Annotated in this window: 18 protein-coding genes; 9 read left to right on the top strand and 9 right to left on the bottom strand. The window is 69.0% G+C overall.

The genetic code is table 11. The annotated features are described in order from the left end of the window. Positions 1–81: 81 nt before the first annotated feature. From ACWGE0_RS21300 to ACWGE0_RS21280, 5 genes are all read left to right on the top strand, one after another. The gene (locus tag ACWGE0_RS21300; protein ID WP_452262616.1) at positions 82–1257 is read left to right on the top strand and encodes a nucleotide disphospho-sugar-binding domain-containing protein; all 1176 of its coding nucleotides are present in this window, start codon (positions 82–84) and stop codon (positions 1255–1257) included. Between the two features lie 6 nt (positions 1258–1263). Further along, complete coding sequence (locus tag ACWGE0_RS21295) at positions 1264–2856, top strand: MFS transporter (RefSeq protein ID WP_452262615.1); 1593 nt, start codon at positions 1264–1266, stop codon at positions 2854–2856. Between the two features lie 105 nt (positions 2857–2961). Further along, the gene (locus ACWGE0_RS21290) at positions 2962–3411 is read left to right on the top strand and encodes an ester cyclase (protein WP_319964447.1); all 450 of its coding nucleotides are present in this window, start codon (positions 2962–2964) and stop codon (positions 3409–3411) included. 9 nt (positions 3412–3420) lie between these two features. Next, positions 3421–4194: an NAD-dependent epimerase/dehydratase family protein gene (locus ACWGE0_RS21285; protein WP_452262614.1), complete on the top strand. Its 774-nt coding sequence runs from the start codon at positions 3421–3423 to the stop codon at positions 4192–4194. 13 nt (positions 4195–4207) lie between these two features. After that, positions 4208–5380: a nucleotide disphospho-sugar-binding domain-containing protein gene (locus ACWGE0_RS21280; RefSeq protein ID WP_319964449.1), complete on the top strand. Its 1173-nt coding sequence runs from the start codon at positions 4208–4210 to the stop codon at positions 5378–5380. Positions 5381–5493: 113 nt separating this feature from the next. Here the strand turns inward: ACWGE0_RS21280 and ACWGE0_RS21275 are convergent, their stop codons facing one another. After that, on the bottom strand, positions 5494–6522 hold the full coding sequence (locus ACWGE0_RS21275; protein WP_452262613.1) for a zinc-binding dehydrogenase: 1029 nt from the start codon (positions 6520–6522) through the stop codon (positions 5494–5496). Between the two features lie 134 nt (positions 6523–6656). Here ACWGE0_RS21275 and ACWGE0_RS21270 point away from each other — a divergent pair, with 134 nt between their 5' ends. From ACWGE0_RS21270 to ACWGE0_RS21260, 3 genes are all read left to right on the top strand, one after another. Next, positions 6657–8021 carry a GMC family oxidoreductase gene (locus ACWGE0_RS21270; protein ID WP_452262612.1) on the top strand — a complete coding sequence of 455 codons (1365 nt, stop codon included), beginning with the start codon at positions 6657–6659 and terminating at the stop codon, positions 8019–8021. Continuing rightward, positions 8011–8601: a malonic semialdehyde reductase gene (locus ACWGE0_RS21265; RefSeq protein WP_452262611.1), complete on the top strand. Its 591-nt coding sequence runs from the start codon at positions 8011–8013 to the stop codon at positions 8599–8601. Before ACWGE0_RS21270 ends, ACWGE0_RS21265 begins: the two co-directional genes overlap by 11 nt. A 168-nt stretch (positions 8602–8769) precedes the next feature. Continuing rightward, complete coding sequence (locus ACWGE0_RS21260) at positions 8770–9897, top strand: IS30 family transposase (RefSeq protein ID WP_452262635.1); 1128 nt, start codon at positions 8770–8772, stop codon at positions 9895–9897. Positions 9898–9952: 55 nt separating this feature from the next. Here the strand turns inward: ACWGE0_RS21260 and ACWGE0_RS21255 are convergent, their stop codons facing one another. The 6 genes from ACWGE0_RS21255 to wrbA form a co-directional block, all read right to left on the bottom strand. Further along, positions 9953–10789 carry an SMP-30/gluconolactonase/LRE family protein gene (locus ACWGE0_RS21255; protein WP_452262610.1) on the bottom strand — a complete coding sequence of 279 codons (837 nt, stop codon included), beginning with the start codon at positions 10787–10789 and terminating at the stop codon, positions 9953–9955. A 25-nt stretch (positions 10790–10814) separates the two neighbouring features. Continuing rightward, positions 10815–11888, bottom strand: a complete 1074-nt coding sequence (locus ACWGE0_RS21250; RefSeq protein ID WP_452262609.1) for a winged helix DNA-binding domain-containing protein — start codon at positions 11886–11888, stop codon at positions 10815–10817. Beyond that, positions 11885–12958 (bottom strand): winged helix DNA-binding domain-containing protein, encoded by a 1074-nt coding sequence (locus ACWGE0_RS21245; protein ID WP_452262608.1) that lies wholly within the window; start codon positions 12956–12958, stop codon positions 11885–11887. The genes ACWGE0_RS21250 and ACWGE0_RS21245 overlap by 4 nt, the downstream gene beginning before the upstream one ends. Positions 12959–13050: 92 nt before the next feature. Next, positions 13051–13869 carry an SDR family NAD(P)-dependent oxidoreductase gene (locus ACWGE0_RS21240; RefSeq protein ID WP_452262607.1) on the bottom strand — a complete coding sequence of 273 codons (819 nt, stop codon included), beginning with the start codon at positions 13867–13869 and terminating at the stop codon, positions 13051–13053. 133 nt (positions 13870–14002) lie between these two features. Beyond that, on the bottom strand, positions 14003–15025 hold the full coding sequence (locus ACWGE0_RS21235; protein WP_452262606.1) for a ketoacyl-ACP synthase III family protein: 1023 nt from the start codon (positions 15023–15025) through the stop codon (positions 14003–14005). Then, positions 15026–15613 (bottom strand): NAD(P)H:quinone oxidoreductase, encoded by a 588-nt coding sequence (wrbA, locus tag ACWGE0_RS21230; RefSeq protein ID WP_452262605.1) that lies wholly within the window; start codon positions 15611–15613, stop codon positions 15026–15028. A 111-nt stretch (positions 15614–15724) separates the two neighbouring features. On the opposite strand from wrbA, the gene ACWGE0_RS21225 reads away from it, so the two are divergent. Next, positions 15725–16330 (top strand): response regulator transcription factor, encoded by a 606-nt coding sequence (locus ACWGE0_RS21225; RefSeq protein ID WP_452262604.1) that lies wholly within the window; start codon positions 15725–15727, stop codon positions 16328–16330. Between the two features lie 16 nt (positions 16331–16346). Here the strand turns inward: ACWGE0_RS21225 and ACWGE0_RS21220 are convergent, their stop codons facing one another. Both ACWGE0_RS21220 and ACWGE0_RS21215 read right to left on the bottom strand, forming a co-directional pair. Beyond that, a complete protein-coding gene (locus ACWGE0_RS21220; protein ID WP_452262603.1) occupies positions 16347–18575 on the bottom strand; it encodes a sensor histidine kinase in 2229 nt (742 codons plus the stop codon). 129 nt (positions 18576–18704) lie between these two features. Beyond that, positions 18705–19349, bottom strand: coding sequence for a hypothetical protein (locus tag ACWGE0_RS21215; protein WP_452262602.1), 645 nt, complete (start codon positions 19347–19349; stop codon positions 18705–18707). Positions 19350–19361: the final 12 nt, after the last annotated feature.

The raw sequence follows: 19361 nt of genomic DNA, 5'->3' as shown, positions 1-19361 counted from the left end.
ACATGGGAAAAACACGATCGGGTTAGGCCGCTCTAGCGCGGTTCGAGTGTCACCCGATCCGGCTTGAATAGCGTGGTCGCCATGAAGATCCTAGTGAGTAGCGGTCCGTCGTTCGGCCTCTACTTCCCGGTCGTCCCGCTGGCGTGGGCCTTGCGGGCGGCGGGTCACGAGGTGCTCGTCGCGAGCCCGGAGAGCATGGCCGCAGCGGTCAACGGCTCCGGGCTCCCCCATGTGGCCACCTACGGGCCCATGCAGATGCGCGAGGTCATGCTGCACGACCGGGCGGGCAACCAGCTCGCGCAGGCCGGCACCGAGGAAGGCCTGCTCGAGCAGGTCGGCCGCGGGTTCGGCCGGCTCGCCGCCCGCACGATCGACGGCATGCTCGCCATCACCGAGGCCTGGCGCCCGGACGCGATCATCGGCGAGGCGCACGCGTTCTCCGCCGGGATCGCCGCGAAGATCCACGGGATTCCGTGGTTCGAGAACGGCATCGGCATCGGTTACCGCTCCGACATCGACGGCTGGACGGCCGTGGAGTTCGCGCCCGAGCTGGAGAAGCTCGGGTTCGACGGGTTGCCGGAGCCCGACATGGTGCTCGACACCTGTCCCGCGCTCATCCGTCCCGCGGATGTGGTCGCGGGACAACCGATGCGGTGCGTCCAGTACGACACGCCGGCCCCGGTGCCCTCCTGGGTCTTCGAAAAACGCGATCGTCCTCGTGTCATGATCACGCTCGGCACCATCCTGCCGAACTCCCCCGCGGGCCCGGCCATCTTCAACGAGCTGGTCCGCACCCTGCCCTCGCTGGGTGTGGAGCTCGTGCTCGCGATGCCGGACGAGGCGGTCGCCAAGCTCGATCCGTTGCCCGACGCCGTCGTCGCCGCCGGGTGGATGCCCCTCACCTCCGTGTTGCCCGCCTGTGATCTCACGGTGCATCACGCCGGTGGGGGATCGACCATGTCCTCCCTGATCGCCGGACTTCCGCAGCTGCTGGCTCCTGGAGTCATGGCAGAGCAACGGGATTCGGCACTTCGTCTCTGCGAGTTCGGTGCTGCCAAGCAGCTCCAGTCGCAGGAGGTGGAACCGGCAGAGGTGCTCGAGGCCTGCCGGGCGTTGCTGGAGGACGCGTCCTATCGGGATCGGGCGAGTCAGCTGAAGCACGCGATTGAGGAAATGCCCTCGCCCGGCGCGGTAGTGCCGGTGATCGAGGACTTCGTCCGTCACCGCGCCGTTGGCGCAGCGGAAGAAACTGAGTGAGGAGCTATGACCCAGAACATCGACGCGGCGCCGGATTCAGGTGCGCAGAGTTGGCCGGGAGCCAACGCGACCCAAGGTGAGCCGTTCAAATGGCGCTGGCTTGCACTCGGCGTCATCCTGCTGGCCACCGCGATGGACATTCTCGACTCGCTGATCACGGTCATCGCCGCTCCGTCCATCGTGGCGGACATCGGTGGTGGCGCGACCTTCATCCAGTGGCTGGGTGCCGGTTACACACTCGCGATGGCGTGCGGCCTGATCATCGGCGGCAGGCTCGGTGACATCTTCGGCAAGAAGCAGATGTTCGTCGTCGGTGCCACCGGCTTCACGATCGCCTCGGCGCTGTGCAGCGTCGCGACGACACCGGGCGTCCTGGTGACCGCCCGCGTGCTGCAGGGCCTGTTCGGCGCGATGATGCTGCCGCAGGGTCTCGGTGTCATCACCGAGGTGTTCCCGCCCAAGGAGATGGCCAAGGCGTTCGGCGCCTACGGCCCGATCCTCGGTCTCGCGACCATCGGCGGCCCGATCCTCGGTGGCTGGCTGATCAACCTCGACCTGTTCGGCACCGGCTGGCGGGCGATCTTCCTGATCAACCTGCCGCTCGGCCTGCTGGCGATCTTCGGTGCCATCAAGTGCTTCCCCAAGGCCACCAAGACGGCCAAGAAGCTCGACCTGGTCGGCGCGCTGCTCGCCTCCGGCGGTGCCGCGCTGCTGGTCGTGCCGGTCGTGCAGGGACGGGAAGAGGGCTGGCCGGCGTGGACCTTCGTGTCCATCGTCGCCGGTGTCCTCACGTTCTTCGTCTTCGGCTGGTACGAGGGGCGCCGTGACAAGAAGGGCGGCGAGCCGCTCGTCGTGCCGTCGCTGTTCAAGAAGAAGGCGTTCAACGGCGGTCTGGCGGCCGGCCTCGCGCTGTTCTCCGCGCTGACCGGCTTCTCGCTGGTGCTGAGCATCTACCTGCAGCTGGGCCTCGGGTTCACCGCGCTCGGCGCGTCGCTCGCGGTGCTGCCGCAGGCGATCGGTTCGACGTTCGGCTTCGCCGCGTCCGGCGCCGGTCTGGCCGCGAAGCTCGGCCGCCGCCTGATCCACATCGGCCTCGCCGGCATGGTCGTCGGCCTGATCGCGTTCTACCTCACGATCAAGCTGGGCGGCCCGGACGTCGGTGGCTGGGCGATGTCCCCGTCGCTGTTCTTCGCAGGCATCGGCATGGGTCTCGCGATGGCGCCGTTCTTCGAGCTGATCCTCGCGGGTGTCGACCCGCAGGAGACGGGCTCGGCGTCCGGCACGCTGACCTCGGTGCAGCAGTTCGGTGGCGCGCTCGGCGTCGCGGTCCTCGGCACCGTGTTCTTCGCGCTGGTCAACGGATCCGGTTACCTGTCGGCGATCGAGACCAGCATCTGGGTGGTCGTGGCCCTGCAGGTCGCGGCGGGGGCGCTGATCTTCTTCCTGCCGAAGATGCCGAAGCCCGCGTGGGACCCGAGCCAGTGGGAAGGCGGCGACGGCGGCGGCGAGTGGAGTGCCGAAGCGGCCGCGCAGTGGGGCGGTGGTGGCGACAACGCCGAAGCCGCCGCGGCCGACTGGAACGCGGACGCCAAGAAGTAAGCGCTACAACACAACCGGATTGTCCGGAAGGCTCGCCGATCATCGCGATCGGCGGGCCTTCCGCCCGTAGTGGGCTCTTTTCAAGGAATCTTCGAGGGAGACTCAATGACCGCCGTGACAGAACCCTCCTTGGACGTCGCGCTCGCCGCGACGTACAAGAAGTCCATCAGCGAGCACTACAAGGATCTCGCGCTCAAGCTGCAGGTGGCGCTGAACACCCAGGACCTCAGCCTGGTCGACGGGCTCATCCACGACGACTTCCTCGACGTGACGGGCCCTCCCGGGATGTTCCCCGACGGCCCGGAAGGCGTGCGGCAGCACATCCTGTGGCTCAACCGCCGCTTCAAGGACGCGAAGTGGGAGGTGCAGCAGGCCGTCGCCGAGGGCACCACGGTCGTGCTGCGCGTGCGCTTCACCGGCATCGAGACCGAGGAAGGCCAGGCCGCACCCGTCGGCACGCGGTTCACCTACGCGCAGGCGCACTACTTCGAGGGCCGCGACGGCCTTCTGGTGCAGCACATCGGTGTCCGCAGCGAACAGGACATCTCCCAGTAAGGGACTTCCATGGACGTCATCGGACGTGGCTTCCTGGCCACGAACCTCGCACGCATCGCGGGAAAGCATCATGACGTCGTCGCGTTCGCGGCCGGATCCTCCTCGACCGTCGCCACGTCGGCGGACGAGTTCGGCCGTGAAACAGGCATCCTGCACGACGTGATCAGCAGGTGCCGCGCGGAAGGCAAGCTGTTCGTCTACTTCTCCACCGCGTCCGCCGCCATGTACGGCTCGCCGGACTCACCGGGCACGGAGGACGGCCCGGTGTTCCCGGGCAACGCCTACGGGCGCCACAAGCTCGCGATGGAGGCGCTGATCCGCGCCTCCGGGGTGGCGTACCTGGTGCTGCGCCTGGGACATCTCGTCGGTCCCGACCAGCGTCCACATCAGATGATGCCGACACTGGTGGCACAGGTGCGTTCCGGCGAGATCGAGGTCTGGCGGGGAGCGCATCGCGACCTCGTCGACGTGCTCGACGTGGTGCGGCTCCTCGACGCGTTGCTGACCACCCGCGTGTGCGGAGAGGTCGTGAACGTCGCGAGCGGTGTGCCCGTACCGGTCGAGGACTTGGTGGAGCACCTGGAAAACCGGCTGCGCGTGCCGTTGCGGAAGACCTACCGCGACGCCTACGCGCGGCACGACATCTCACTGGTCAAGCTCACCCGTCTCGCGCCCGTCGTGCGCGAGCTGGGCTTCGGCCCCGACTACTACCGGCGCGTCGTCGACCGCTACCTGAGCGCCACGACCGGCGTGCCGCTCGAAGACCTACCGTCAGCCGGATGAAGGAGCAACGGCAATGCGAGTACTCATCAGCACGTGGCCGGCGAGCGGGCACCTGCAGCCGATCGTCCCACTGAGCTGGGCACTGCGCGGTGCCGGCCACGAGGTCATCGTCACCACGCCCCAGCACCTCGTGCCCTTCGTCAAGTCGACCGGCCTCGACGCGATCGCGCTCGGCGAGGAGCAGGACCAGAAGATGATGCTGCAGGGCATCATCCAGCAGGCCGGCGAGAACGCCTCTCCCGCGGAGGCGCTGCCGCGGCCGGACCGCCAGTTCTGGGGCAACATCGCCTACGGTCCCGCGGGCCGCACCGCGGAGGTCCTCCCGCTGCTGCTGGAGAAGGCCAAGGCGTTCGCACCCGACCTGATCGTGGCGGACCCGATGGACCTCTCCGGGCGGCTGCTCGGCGGCATCCTCGGGGTGCCGGTCGTGCGTCACCGCTGGGGCGTCGACCCGTTGACGGAGGCGTTCGAGGAGACCGCCCACATGGTCCTCGACCCGGTGGCGCAGCAGATGGGCCTGACCGGGCTGCCGGAGCCGGACCTGACCATCGACCCGTGCCCGCCGTCGTTCCAGCTGCCAGGACTGGAGAAGGGCCGTCCCGTGCGGTACCTGCCGTCCAACGGGTTCGGCGCGGTGCCGGCCTGGGCGCTGGAGGAGCCGTCGAAGCCGCGGATCTGCGTGTCCTTCGGCTCGATGCCCAAGGAGCTCGGCATGCGCAAGGTGCTGGGCTGGGTCTACGAGGCCATCTCGCGCCTCGGTGACGTCGAGGTCGTCCTCGCCGTGCCGAACGGGATCGACGCCGAGGACCACTCGGTGATCGCGGACAAGGTGATCTCGTCCTCGCACCTGCCGCTGAACCTGTTCATGCGCACGTGCTCGGTGATCGTGCACCACGGCGGTTCCGGCACGGGCCTGACCGCGCTGAACGCCGCCACTCCGCAGCTGGTGCTGCCGCAGTTCGCCGACCACTTCCCGTGGGCGGAGCGGCTCGAGGCGACCGGTGCCGGTGCGGCCGTCGAGGGCGTGGAGAAGCAGCAGGACGTGGCGTTCATCCAGGACCGCCTGGAGGAGCTGATCCACAAGCCCGAGGCCAAGGAGGCGTCGCTCGCGATGCAGGCCGAGATCCACAACGCGCCGTCCCCCGCGTCGCTGGTGCCGGAGCTGGAAGCCCTCGCGGGAGTCTGATGGTGCGTCTGCAAGTACTACCAGCAACCCTGTTGGTAGTACTTGCAGACGCCTTTTCCACGACGCGGAGAAGCCCCCGGCTCGGCGAGCCAGGGGCTTCTCCGTGATGTCGTTCAGTCGTTGAGCTGGAGCACGACCGTGCCCGCGAACTTCTTGTCCAGCAACGCGATGAACGTCTCGGCCGCGACCGGCACGCCGCCCTTGACGACGGTGTGGGCGAAGGAGATCTTGCCCTCGTCCAGCCAGCCGGAGAACGTCTTGTTCCACGCCGCCAGCTGCTCTTCGGTGTCGAAGGTGGCGAAGCCGCGGAACGTCAGCTGCTTGGCGATGGCGCGCATCAGGGCGAGGCGCGGGTGGTCGCCGTCGGTGCCACCGATCTGGCCGCTCAGCGCGCCGCACAGGGCGAACCGGGCGCCGGGCTGGGCGTGCTCGACGGCGGCCTCGAACTGCTCGCCGCCGACGTTGTCGAAGCACACCGTGATGCCGTCGGGAGCGAGCTCGCGCAGCCGGTCCAGCACCGGGCCGTCGTGGTAGTCGAAGGCGGCGTCGAAGCCGGCCTCGTTCACCAGGAAGTCGACCTTCTCCTTGCTGCCGGTGGACCCGATGACGAGCTTGGCGCCACGGGCCTTCGCGATCTGACCGGCCAGCGTGCCGACCGCGCCGGTCGCGCCGGACACGAACACGACGTCGCCCTCGCCGGCGTCGGCCATCTCCACGATGCCGCGCCACGCGGTGGGACCGTTGGCGAGGAAGTACTCCGCGCCGGGCAGCAGCGAGCGGTCGAGCTTCTTCACGCCGAACTCGGGGCTGACGACCGCCCATTCGCGCCAGCCGTTGTAGTGCAACAGGAAGGTGCCGACGGGCAGGCTTTCGTTGTTGGACACCACGACCGTGCCGACGGTGGTGCCCCAGGGCGTCGCGCCGATCTCGTAGTTCGGGATCGGGAGGCTGGTCTCCTCGTTCATCAGGTCGCGGTACACCGAGCCGAGGAACATCCACTCGTTGCGCACCAGGACCTCGCCCTCGCCCGGCACCGGCATCGGCACCTCGACGAGCTCGAAGTTCTCCTGGGTCAGCCGGTCCGCCGGACGCGAAACCAGGCGCAGCTCCCGCGACGTCGCAGGAATCGCTTCGGCGCTCATACGGATCTCCTTAAGCCTTCACACAGTGGGGTTTCACCGTCCCCGGCCACGGCTTTGCGGGCCTTGAGAGGAACCTGAGCCATCTCAAGGCACGCGCGAGCGGGGGTGCAGGGGGCACTGGCTGACTAGGGGTCATGGCTGACTTCGACGTCATCGTGGTCGGCAGCGGCTCGGCGGGCGGCGTTCTGGCGGCACGGCTGTCGGAGGACCCTTCTCGGCGCGTGCTGCTGCTGGAAGCAGGGCCGGACGACCCCGTCGCCGGCCCCATGCACAACTGGATGTACCGCTCAGAGCCCCAGGTCGGCGGTGAGCCGCTGAACCTGCCGCGCGGCAGGATCGTCGGCGGTTGCTCGGCGGTCAACGCGTGCATCGCCCTGCGCGGTGCGCCTTCTGACTACGACGCGTGGCCCGACCCGTGGTCGTTCGCCGTGGCGTCGCGGTACTTCGAGGCCGTGGAGTCGGTCGTGCCGATCCGCAGGCCCGCCGACGACATGACGTCCACGAACCGGGCGTTCATCGAGACCGCCGTCTCTCTCGGCCACGAACGGATCGAGGACCACAACGCGCCGGGTGCGATCGGCGCGGGACCGGTGCCGTTGAACGAGATCGACGGCGTGCGGCAGAGCACCGCCGTCACCTACCTCGCGGCCGCGAGGTCCAGGGACAACCTGACGATCCGGCCGAACTCCCTGGTGTGCAAGGTGCTCGTCCGGGACGGCAGGGCCGTCGGTGTGGTGCTGCTCGGCGGTGAGACGGTCTCGGCGCGGAACATCGTGGTCGCCGCGGGGGCCTACGGCTCGCCGGCCGTGCTGCTGCGGTCCGGGATCGGCCCTGCCACGGCGCTGTCCGCGCTGGGCATCTCGGTCGTCGCGGATCTGCCGGTGGGGCAGGGGTTGCAGGACCACCCGCTGGTCACGGTGAAGCTGATGGGCCGCGGGCCCGCGCTGTACCAGGCCGTCGCGACGACGGAGTCCGGGCTGCAGTTCCTGCCCGGTGCCCCGTCGCCCGCCGAGACGACCGGCGCGAACCTGATCATCTCGGTGGCCCTGCTCAAGCCCACCTCGCGCGGCCGGGTGTGGCTGCGGTCGGCCGACCCGACCGACGCGCCGCACATCGACCTCGGCCTGCTGCGGTCCTACGAGGACAGAGCGTTGATCAGGTCGGGTATGCGGGACCTGTTGCGCCTCATCGGCACCAAGCCGTTCGCGGAGGAGATCGACGGTCCGCCGCTCAACAGCCCGCCGGCCGACCTCTCGGACGACCAGGCGCTGGACCGGTGGATCTTCGCGAACGCGGGCACGTACCACCACGCGGTGGGCACGTGCGCGATGGGTTCCGTTGTGTCGCCCGACGGGCAGGTGCTCGGCGTGGACGGCCTGTGGGTCGCCGACGCCTCGATCATCCCGGAAGTGCCTGCCGCCAACACGAATCTGCCCACCATGATGGTCGCGGAGCGCATCTCCGCGGTACTGATCGAGGAGACCCGCCATGTCGCTTGAGCTGGACGCCGCAGCCCAGGACCTGCTGTTCCGGGAAGCCCGCACCGCCAACACGTTCTCGTCCGAGCCGGTCTCCGACGAGACCCTGCAGGCCGTCTACGACCTGGTCAAGTACGCGCCGACGTCGATGAACCAGCAGCCGTTGCGCATCGTGCTGATCCGCTCCGACGACGCCCGTGAGCGTCTGGTGAAGACGATGTACGGCCCGAACGGCGCCAAGGTCGCGCAGGCCCCGCTGGTCGCGATCCTGGCCGCGGACCTCGAGTTCCACGAGCTGATGCCGAAGCTGTTCCCGCACTTCCCCGAGGCCAAGGACATGTTCGCGGACCCGGCGATCCGCGAGGCCTCCGCCGTGCAGAACGGCACGATGCAGGCCGCGTACTTCCTGCTCGGCATCCGGGCCGCCGGTCTGAACGCCGGCCCGATGATCGGGTTCGACGCCGAGGCCGTGAACCGCGAGTTCTTCCCGGACGGCAAGCAGAAGGTGCTGCTGGTCATGAACATCGGCAAGCCCGGTGAGAACGCCTGGTGGCCGCGGTCGCCGCGGCTCGAGTACGACGAGGTCGTCACCGCCGCCTGACGTGCCGCATGAAGAGGCCCCCGCCGAACGCTTGGGTTCTAGGAGTCGTCGCAACACCCCAGTTCAGGGGATGCGATGGACTTTCAGATCCGGGCGGAGCGTAAGCCGAAAGGGCCGAGGCTGCTCGTTGCCGAACGGGCCGAATACTTGCGGCTCGTGCAACAGGGTGTGGGTAACAAGGAGGCATGCCGGCTCGTCGGGGTCAACCTGAAAACCGGCAAGCGCTGGCGTAACGGACGCAACGCGTCCGGTAAGGACAAGGCGGCACCACCGATCACCGCGGTGGTGCCGCCTTCGGCGTCTTCTCGTTACCTGCGTGAGGACGACCGCATCCACATCGCCGGCCGGCTGCGGGAGCAGGCCACGATCCGGCAGATCGCCTCCGAGCTGGACCGCAGCCCGTCCACGATCAGCCGGGAGATCCACCGCAACCGCCACCCCGGCAACAGGCAGTACCGGCCCCACGCCGCGCAGACCCGTGCCGATGCCCGCCGTCCGCGGCCCAAGACCCGCAAGCTGGCGGCCGATGCCGAGCTGCATCGCGTCGTGCAGGACCATCTGGCCCGTAAACGCAGTCCCGAACAGATCGCGGCGATGCTGCGACGGGAGCACCCCGACCGGCCGGAGTGGCACGTGGTCCACGAAACGATCTACCAGGCCCTCTATGTCCAAGGACGCGGCGAGCTACGGCGTGAACTGGCTCGTGCGTTGCGCACCGGCCGCACCATGCGCAAACCCCGCCGCCAGACAGGACAACGCCAGTCCCGGTTCATCAGCCCGATGGTCATGATCAGCGAGCGTCCCGCCGAAGCAGAGGACCGGGCGATCCCTGGGCACTGGGAAGGCGATCTGATCATCGGCAAGGACAGCGCTTCCGCGATCGGGACCCTGGTCGAACGCGTCACCCGCTACGTGATGCTGCTGCGTCTGCCCCACGACCGCACCGCCGAAGCGGTCCGAGATGCCCTCATCGACATAGTCCAGACGCTGCCAGCCCACCTCACCCGTTCCCTGACCTGGGACCAAGGCGCCGAGATGGCCGGCCACGCCGCGTTCACCATCGCTACCGACATCCCGGTCTACTTCTGCGACCCGGCCAGCCCCTGGCAGCGAGGTTCCAACGAGAACACCAACGGCCTGCTGCGCCAATACTTCCCGAAAGGAACCGACCTCTCGATCCACAGTGCCGAACACCTCGCGTTCGTCGCCGCCGAACTCAACAACCGCCCACGCAAAACGCTCGGCTGGGACACCCCAGCCGAGCGCTTGACCAAGCTCCTGGCCCAAGCCAGTTGATCAGTTGTGTTGCGACGACTCCTAGAACCCAAGGACGTGGCGGGGGCCTTCTCGTTCAGTTCATGGGCCGCGGAACCGCGACCGACGTGTAGGTCGTCTGCGGCGTGGCCTCGGTGGTGAACCTGCCGTTGATCACGTACAGCAGGTCCTCGTGCAGGGCGAGCGAGCTGGGGATGTCGAACCGGGGATCGCTCACCCGGCGCAGCACCTTGCCGACCGTGCCCTCGTGGTTGAGCCGCAGCAGCACGACCTCGTTGCGCACGCCCATGGCCACGTACAGCAGGTCGCCGTCGAGCACCATGCCGTCGCAGTCCATCAGGTCCTCGCCGCCCAGGTCGACGCTCGTGGCACGCCCGGTGGCGGTGTCCACGTGGAACAGTCCGCCGGTGTTGGACTGGTTGATCAGCAACGCCGTGCCGTCCGGGGTGCGGCAGATCCCGTTGGCGTTGAAGCCCTGCTCGAGGTACCGGATGTCCCCGGTGAGCTCGACCTGTTCCACCTGCTCGGGTTCCGGCAGCTCGCCGTTGCCGCCCAGCGGCAGCTTCCACAGCACCGGCAGGATCGAGTCGGTGGCCCACGCGGCGGTCGGGGTCAGCGCGAAGTCGTTGACCAGGCCCGCGAGCGGGTAGGACGCCAGCGTGGCACCGGAGGCGGCGTGGATCACGTGGGCGTCGCCGGCGAAACCGCCCGCGATGAACAGCCGCCCGCGGCGATCTATCTTCACGCCGGCGGAGGCGGTTCCAGGTCCGGAGTGGACGGTCTTCCCCTCGCCGGTGATCAGGTCCGCGCGGTAGATGGACCCGTCGGCCAGCGAACCGAAGTACGCGAACGGACCGGGCCCGATCGTCATCGACTCAGGCCGGAATCCGTCCGGCAGCGCGATCGTCGTCATACCCACCAGAAAACCGCAGCGTGCTCTAGGTTTGCTCGAACGCCACAGCGTGTTGTGCGCCCGGTGCGGCGAACTTCAACAGCCGGCGTCCTTCGGCCTCGACTTGGGCGCTGTCGCGTTTGAGCAGCCGCTGGTACGGCGCGATCAGCAGGGTCGCGGCCTGCTTCTTCTTCTCGATCTTCCAGGTACCGCTGACGAACCCGTCGACGGTGAAGCTGCCGCGCGTCGAGGAACCGTTGAAGCCGGGGGAGATGATCCTCGTGCGGTCGGCGTGCGACAGCGCGATGTTGTCGAACTCGGGCAGGAAGCGCGGCGGCGCCGGGGTGTCCTCGTCCGGTCGCGGCGAGTCCTCGTGGTCGAAGAGCGTCCTGCCGTTCTCGTCGCTGAACCGCCGCAGCGGCAGCCGTTCGACCACCTCGGCGAGCCGGGTCAGGCCGGACCAGGTCTGGACGTCCTGGACGCTCGCCGGGCCGAACGCCCTGAAGTAGCGGGACACCACCTCGGTGATCGACGCCTCCGGCAGGGATTCGCTGCCGAGCCAGGTGTTCAGGGTCGCGTGGGCGCCACGGCCCGGTGCGAGGCCCCAGACGCCCCGTGGCGGGATCTGCGCGAGCGGGACGAGCAGTTGCACCGCGTAGGCCAGCGCGGTCGCCTGGTGGCCCGTCCAGTGCTCTTTCAGCAGTTTGCCGAGATCTTCCCGCGTGCGCGGTTCCTCTTCGAGGATCTCCCGGCCGCGTTGCGCCAGTTCGGCCGGGTCGATGCCCTCGATCTGCTTTCCGTTGTGCCCGGTGAAGTTCGTGCGGTCCAGCACGGGTTTCAGCAACGGCCGCAACAGCAGCGCGTCGCGGGCGCTCACGAGGTGGATGGTGGCCCTCATCAGCACGAGACGGACCGTCGCGCGGCTTTCCAGGGTGGCGGCGAGGTCGGCGGGCTGAAAGTGGCTGATACGCGACCACAGGCCCACATACGGCGACAGTGGGACCTGGGACTGCATGCCCACCAGGTGTTCCACGACCTCGAACGGGGTCTTCTCGGTGCGCTCCAGGAGGAACTGCCGGGCCAGCAGTGCCCGGTTGAGCTGCCGTGCGCTGAGCTTCACCCGACCACGAACTCCCGCGTCGTCGCGTCCGGCGCCGCGAACCGCAACAGCGCGTCGGCCTCCTGCTCGACCGCCTTGAAGTCCTTTTTGGACAGCGGCTTGAACAGGGTCAGCGTGAGGGTCGCGGTCTTCTTCTGCTCCTTGAGCTTCCACATCCCGCGCACGAACCCGTCGACCAGCAGCGTGGCCGCGATGCCCGCGCCGACGCACACCTGCTTGCGGATGTCGTCGTCCATCACGCGAGTGCGGTCGAAGTGCGACACCATCAGGTTGTCGTACTCGGGCAGGAACCTCACGGGCGCCGGCGTGTCGCCGTCCGGCCGCGGTGCGTCCCGCAGGTCGTAGAGCTCCTGGCCGGTGTCCGAGACGAGGACCTCCAGCTCGGCGCCCATGTCCTTGAACACCTTGGCCATGAACGTGAGCCCGCTGAACGCCTGGAGGTCCTTGACGGTGGCCGGTCCGTACGCGGCGAGATAGCGGCGCACCAACTGCTTCGGGTCCGGATCCTTCGTGAGCTTCTGGTCCAGGAACGGTTCCGCGAGCGTCGACGGCACCGAACCGCCCTTGCCCCACGGCGGCACGTGCACCAGCGGCACCAGGTACTGCACGGAGTAGGCCAGCGACAGGGGATCGCGGCCGGGGAACTTCTCGCTCATCGCCTCGCGCAGCTGGACCTGCGTGAGCGCCTTCCCGTTCAGCAGCTTGCGGCCGTGCTTCGCGATCTCACCGAGGTCCATGCCGTCGGTCTGACGGCCGAAGAAGCCCTTCTGCGCACGGTTGAGCACCGGCTGGAGCAACGGCCGCAACCACAACAGATCCGGCGTGGTCACGAGGTGCATGGTGTAGCGCATGAGCGACGACCGCACGATCTGACGGTCCAGGATGAGCTTCGACAACTCGTCGCGGTCGAACGAGTTCAGCCTCGCCCACAGTCCGATGTAGGGCGGGAACGGCAGCTGCGCCTGCAGCCCGACGAGCTGCTCGGTTGCTTCGAGCACGCCCATGTCGTGGCGCTGCAGCAGAAGTTGGCGCGCGAGGGTCGCTCGGTTGATCGCGCGGCGGTCCAGCACGGGGAAAGCCTTTCTGTAAACGCGGAAACGCGGCCGTCACCGGAGGCTACCTCTCCATCCGGTGACGACCGCTCAGGTGCGGAAGACGTGGCTCAGGCCGCGTCACCCTCGAGGCGTGCGCGGAACCACGACATGAACAGGTGGTCGGTGCCCGCGGTGAGGTCCTGGCCACCGTCGATCGTGATGATCTGGCCGGTGACCCAGGAGCTGGCGGGGCTGGCGAGCTGCACGATCCACGGCGTGATGTCCTCGACCGTGCCGGTGCGGCCCAGCGGCATGATGTCCGCCAGCGTCGCGAAGATGCCGTCGGTCTCCTCCTCGTTCAGGCCGTTGGCCGCGTAGACCTCGGTGCGCACGCCGGCCGGGGCGACGGCGTTGACCCGGATCCCGAGCGGGGCCAGCTCGCGCGCCCAGGTCAGCGTCAGGCTGTGCATGCCCGCCTTGCTGGCCGCGTACAGGGCGGCGCCGGGCTCGGGGTTGTGGCCCGCGACCGAGGAGACGAACACGATGTTGCCGCCCGGCTTGGCGAGGTACTGGTACAGCGCGCCGGTGAGGCGGACCGGGCCGAGCAGGTTGATGTTGAGCAGCTCGTTGCTGGCCTTCTCGTCGAAGTACTCGGCGAGCGTGTTGCGGAAGATGCCGGCGTTGTGCACGAGCACGTCCACCTTGGCGCCGTTGGTCTCGACGGCGTCGGCGACGGCCTGCGCGCCCTCGGCCGTGGTGACGTCGGCGGCGACGGGAACGATGTTCTCGTGCAGCTCGGCGACCTCGTCCAGCCGGTCCTTGCGGCGGCCGGTGATGATCACGCTCGCGGCACCGAGCTTCGCGAACTCGACGGCCGCGTGCTTGCCGATTCCGGTGCCACCACCGGTGACGACGACTCGCTGGCCTTCAAACGGCTGGTCGGACATGGTCTGAGTTCCTTTCGAAATGCCACCGGGTGTCGCCTACATCCAGCCAAATCAGGCTGGTATCCCACTCGAACCGTGCTCAGGCCACCCGGACGGCAGCTCCAAGCTGTAGCCGGTCCCGCTGGAGCCGCGCTCAAGCCGCCCAGGAGGGCTTCGCGTCGATCTCCAGAACCGCGCAGCCCCAGCTGTAACCGGCGCCCACGCCGAACAGCACGACCCGCTGCCCGGGCCGGGCCTGGCCGGTGTCGACCAGGTGGCCGAGCCCGGCGAACTGGTCGCCCGCGCCGAGGTGCCCGATCGTGCGGCTCCACTCCCACGTCGTGCGCGCGGGGTCGATGTCGTAGGGCCGCAGGTAGTTCACGTCGAGGCGGCGCCTGCCGAAGTGCGGCAGCACCACCCAGTCCGCGTCGCCGAGCTTCATGTCCGCGTCCGCCAGGGCCTCCTCGACCGCGGCGGCCTGGCCCGCGTTCGCCCTGTTGATGCCGAAGGACAGTCCGTACTGCTTCGCGAACGCGTGCTTGGCGGCCTCGAAGTCCACCGGCATGCGGTGCGAGAACGGCGCCAGCCCCATCGGTTCGTCGCCCCGGTGCAACGGCTCCAGGTCCGAATCAGCGTTGATAGCCAATGAAAGCAGCCGTGCATAGCCGCCTCGGCGTGACAGCACCACCGCGCTCGCACCGTCGGCGTAAGGCGTGCCGGGGTCGGTGCGCCAGCGGTCGATGCCGGGCAGGCAGAACCGGTCGGCCGTGGTCAGCAGCGCGTCCTTGCCGGGGCTCAGGTAGCGCACGGCGAGGTCCAGCGCCGCCATGCCGCCGTTGGACATCTGCCTGATCTCCAGGGCCAGGCAGCTGTTGCGGACGGTCTCGCGCTGGATGTAGCTGCCGACCGGCCACAGGTCCTGGCCCTGGTGGTAGGTCGTGGCGTGCAGGATGAGCTCGACGTCGTCACCGGTGCTGCCGGCCCTCGCCAGCGCCTGCTGGGCCGCCCTGACGCCCATCTCGGCCGCCGACTCGTCGGGGGAGTAGGCGACGCTGGTGACGTCCGTGCGCGCGACCAGCTTCGGTTCGCACTCGCCGGAGTCGATGGCGTCCTGCACGTTCAGCGTCGCGGGCAGACGGATCCCGTTGCCCCGCACGTAGATGCCGTCGACGCGCACTCAGGCCTCCTTCAGCGCACGGGCGACCCGCACGACCCGGTCGGCCTGCACACGGGCGGACTGCAGCGCGATCTCGCTCACCGGCTTGCTGTCCGAGCCGAGCACGTGGGAGGTGCCGTAGGGGTTCTCGTTCAGCCCCGGCGGCACGATGATCCCGCCGAAGTGGCACACCATGTTGTAGATGGAGACGATCGTGGTCTCCATGCCTCCGTGCGTGCTGCCACCGGACGTGAAAGCGCTGTACACCTTGTTCGACAGGCGGCCCTGGAACCACGCGGGTCCCAGCGTGTCGATGAACTGCTTGAGCTGCGCGGACATGTTGCCGAACCGCGTGGGCGTCCCGAACACGACCGCGTCGGCCCACAGGACGTCCTCCACCTGGGCGATCGGCACGTCCTCGGTGGCCTTGAGGTGGTCGGCCCACGCCGGTCGCGAGTCCACGACGGTCTGGGGTGCGAGCTCGGCCGCCCTGACCAGCCTGACCTCGGCTCCCGCCTTCTCCGCCGTCTCGGCGATCTCGGTGGCGATGCGGTGGATCGTCCCGGTGGACGAGTAGTAGACAACGGTGACGTTGACGCTGCGTTCCATGGCGGGATCCCTTTCGCAGGCAGGTCCCCACCACCGTTGCCGGTACACCTCGACGCGGCGTCGAGCGCGGCCTGAACGCCGGGAGATATGGTGTCTCGCCGGAGGGGCGTAATGATCAGGGTTCTGCTTGCCGAGGACATGCACATGGTGCGCGGTGCCCTCATCGCGCTCCTCAACCTCGAACCGGACATCGAAGTGGTCGCCGAGGTGAGCTCGGGGGACAAGATCCTGCCGATGGCGCGGCAACACCGGCCCGACGTCGCGGTGATCGACATCGACCTGCCGATCCTCGACGGCCTCAGCGCGGCCGCGAAGATCCGGGAGACGATGCCGTCGGTCCGTACGTTGATGCTCACGTCGCTGGGCCGCCCCGGCACGTTGCGCAAGGCGCTGGCGGCCCGCGTGGACGGTTTCCTGCTCAAGGACGCCCCACCCGGCCAGCTGGCCGGCGCGATCCGCGACGTGGCGGCCGGCAAGCGGGTGGTCGACTCGCAGCTGGCGCTCGCGGCCTGGGACCGCGGGGAGTGCCCGCTGACCGACCGCGAACTGGAGGTGCTGCGCCTCGCCGCGGCCGGTTCGGACGCGCCGGAGATCGCGGTCGCCCTGTCGTTGTCGACGGGGACCGTCCGCAACTACATGACGACCATCATCACCAAGCTGAACGGCCGCAACCGCGTCGACGCCATCCGCATCGCGGACGAGGCCGGCTGGATCTGAGCCGGCGACCGCCGGGTCAGCCGAGCGGGATCTCGGCGTGCAGCCGGAACGTGCGCTCGGACGTGGGACCGGCGTCGAGGCTGCCCCCGAGCGCGCAGACGCGGGTGGTGAGGTTGCCGATGCCGCTGCCGTTGCGGGAGTTCCGCTCCGTCATGGCGAGCCCGTCGTTGATGATGTCCATCGTCACCAGCCGCGGTGAGCTGGACAGCACGATCTCGCAGCGCTCGGCCTTGCTGTGCCGCAGCAGGTTCGTCACGCCCTCGCGCAGCACCGTCGCCAGCGTCACCCGCACGTCCGTGGGCAGCTCGTCGCACGCGTCGATCCGCACGGTCACCTCGATGTCGGCCGCGGACAGCAACGCCTGCGCCGACTGGGTCTCCTCGTTCAACGACAGCTCGCGGTAGCTCAGCGCCACCGACCGCACGTCGGCCAGCGCCTGCCGGGAGATGTCCAGCACCTCGCTGAGCTCCTGCTTCGCCCGGCCGGGGTCGATCGTCAGCAGCCGGTGCGTGAGCTCGCTCTTCAACGTGATCGCGGACAGGCTGTACCCGAGCAGGTCGTGCAGGTCGCGGGCGAACCGCAGCCTCTCCTGCGTCACCGCCGCCGTGGCCAGTTCCTCACGCGCCTCGTGCAGCTCGGTCACCATGGACCGCAGTCGGGTCAGCGCGTACAGCACCAGGCCGTGGTTCGTCGCGGCCATGATTCCCCACGCGATGTACACGGGGCCCTGACCGAGGACGCCGAAGACGATGCCCTGACCCGCGACGACCGCGAGGAAGCCCAGCCAGCCCGCCGCACGGGGCAGCAGGAGCGCCGCCGAGCCGGCGACGAAGCCGGGCACACCGATGAACGGGCTGCTGTAGATCACCTGGGGCACGTACACGCAGACCGCGATCCCGGCGAGCACCGCCACGGACTGCGGCAGGGTCAGCTGGACCTGCGGACGGCTCACGAGGCTCAGCACCAGCGCGACCATGCCCGCGACGCTGACCGCGGCGACCGCGATCCCGACCGGTCCGAGCAGGTTGTAGTCGTGGAACGCCAGCGTGGTCGCCATCAGGCCGTACCCGACCACCACGGTCGTGAGCAGCACCTGGGCGAACCGCGTCGCGATCGGCGGACCCGCCGCGCGCCGCTCGTCCGCCGGTTCCTCCGGCGCCGGCGTCGCGGGCACCTCGGCGTGCAACCGGTAGGTGCCGTCCGCGGACGCCTGGGCGAGCAGGGATCCGCCGATGGCCGTGGTGCGGGTGGCGAGGTTGGTGAGACCGCTGCCCCGGTCGGTGCCGACCTCGCTGGGCGCGCCGTCGTTGGTGATGTCGATCGACACCAGCTGGCCGTCGCCGGCGATCCTGATCGAGCAGCGGGTGGCGTCGCTGTGCCGCAGCAGGTTCGTCACGCCCTCGCGCAGCACCGTCGCGAGCACGGTCCGGGAGCGCGGTGACAGCTCGGCGCAGTCTCCCTCGATCGTGGTCGCGACACCCGCCGCCGCCAGGACGGACTGCGCCGATTCGATCTCGTCCGACAGCGACAGCTCGCGGTAGCTCGATGCCACCGCACGAACGTCCGTCAGGGCTTCGCGGGCGATGCCGAGGATCTCGGTCAGCTCGCGCATCGCACGTTCGGTGTGCTCGCCGACCAGCTTGCGGGCCAGCTCCACCTTCAGCGTGATCGCGGAGAGGCTGAACCCGAGCAGGTCGTGCAGGTCGCGGGCGAACCGCAGCCGTTCCTGCGACACCGCCAGGTCGGCGAGCTCGGACCTGGCGGTCTCCAGTTGCCTCACCAGCGAGGGCAGCCGGGACAGGCCGTAGACGACCAGGCCGGAGACCACCGGCGTCAGCACGTAGTAGGCGAGCTCGGCGACGTTCTGGACGACCAGGTACTTGATCACGCCGTTGATGAGCGCCACCGCGCCGAACACGAGCCATCGCACGCGTCCGGGCAGCACGAGCAACGCACTGCCCGCGAAGAAGCCGGGCATGCCGGACCACGCGTTCGGGAAGAAGGGCACCGGCACGAACACCATCAGCGCCATCGCGCCCAGTGCCAGGTACGCCCTGCCGGACCGCAGATCGGCGCCCGGCCGCGAGAACACCCGCAGCTGGAGGTACCCGATCGTGAGCAGGCAGGCGAGCGAGCCGACGATCCGCACCGGCGTCACGCCGGCTTGCAGAACGTAGAAGAAGGCGTTGCCGAGATAGTTGGCGAACACCACGCTGATCACGACGTACGCCAAGCGACGGGACACAGATGAGCGTTCCTGTCGCAGCGTCACAGCAGCAGCTCCCACGCGAGGGTCGGGACGCGGCCATGATACGGGCGCTTCCTGGGAAATCTCGCGTTTCGCGATCCTCGATCGGAGCAACATGGCGATGGCTCAACACCTCGCGACGACGACGAGTTGCGCACCGGCGAGGTAGGCCACGATGTCCGCGACCAGCGTCTTGTCGACCTGCAACGCCTCCGCGATCTGCGCGATCGTGCTCTCGCCGGCCAGCAGCGACTTCGCGATCTCCGTCGCGGGCGCGCTGTGCAGGATCACCTGGTACTGCTGACCTCCGCAGGTCAGCGCCTGGTCGCCGTTGAGCCGCTCGATCTCGGTGCCCGGCCGCATGGAGACGATCGTGTCGTCCTCGATGTGCGGCAACGTGAACACGGCGTCACCCGTCACCGCCACGACCGACAGGATCGGGCCTGCGCCGTCGTCCAGGCCGAGCGACGGCACTACGCAGCCACCCAGCTGGTCGAGCGTGTTCTTGAGCTTGCGCCAGATGAGGCACGGTCCGCCGCCGGTCTTCCAGCGCACGAAGTTCTCGTGCAGCGCGGAGATGTTCTCCAGCGCGACGGGACCGAGGCTCATGCGGTGCAGCGCCTCCCGCACGACCGGGCTGGTGTCGGCGAGCTGGATCGCTCCCCATCTGCCGTGCACGGTGAGGTGCTCGCCGCTCTCGTCGACGAACGCGTCCTCGAGCAACGACCACAGCGGGCGGCCCGTTGGGATGTGCGACTGGGTGGGCACCACGGCGCCTCCGCT

The organism is Lentzea sp. NPDC054927, from assembly GCF_053610285.1.
Note: the sequence above shows the minus strand (reverse complement) of the source record. Positions and strands in the feature narration are given on the sequence as shown.